This window comes from Bartonella sp. AD328YNZD (assembly GCF_042196425.1).
Window position 1 is genome coordinate 1 of sequence record NZ_JBHIQG010000800.1, and the last position, 607, is coordinate 607.

Annotated in this window: 2 pseudogenes; both read left to right on the forward strand. The window is 34.9% G+C overall.

The annotated features are described in order from the left end of the window. A pseudogene (locus ACFIO3_RS15110) lies at positions 1-207 on the forward strand (SLC13 family permease); the annotation flags it as partial. Positions 208-311: 104 nt separating this feature from the next. Further along, positions 312-577: pseudogene (locus ACFIO3_RS15115) on the forward strand (XRE family transcriptional regulator). The last annotated feature ends 30 nt before the right edge of the window (positions 578-607 follow it).

The window sequence follows — 607 nt, forward strand, 5'->3', positions numbered from 1 at the left end:
CATTATAAGCCTGAAGCTTTTTTAATGGCTGTTGCAATTGGTGCAGGTTGTGAGTTCCTTACACCTATCGGACATCAAAGCAATATGCTCGTGATGGCGCCAGGAGGATACCGTTTCAGTGATTATCCACGTTTGGGTGCTCCATTGGCGGTGTTGATCGTTATTATTGCTGTTCCAATGCTTATGTGGGTTTGGCCATTACAATAAGATATTTTCAGAAGCTTTGAGTATCTATTACAAAAGGTTATTAATTGTATAAAGATAAATTGAAGGGATACACTTTCTTTGGCAAAATTTTATGAAAACTTCGCATTGATCATTCAGAACGTCTTTCAAATATAGTTGATAAATTAGGTTTATCTGTGTCATTTTTATCTTCTGTAGAAATTGGTAGAAAATCTGTTCCAGTAGGCATGGAAGAGAAAATCATAGAACTCTATGCTTTAGATCAAGAAAAAGCTTCTCTGTTAAAAAAGAAGCCTATCTTTGTCGAAAGAATTTTACAATCAAACCTTCTAATCCGTTGCAACATGAAACTGTTGTTGCATTTATGCTACTTTTAGATGTCTTATTTTAAGGGGCGTTAGCAGATTTCAAAGAAATGTTA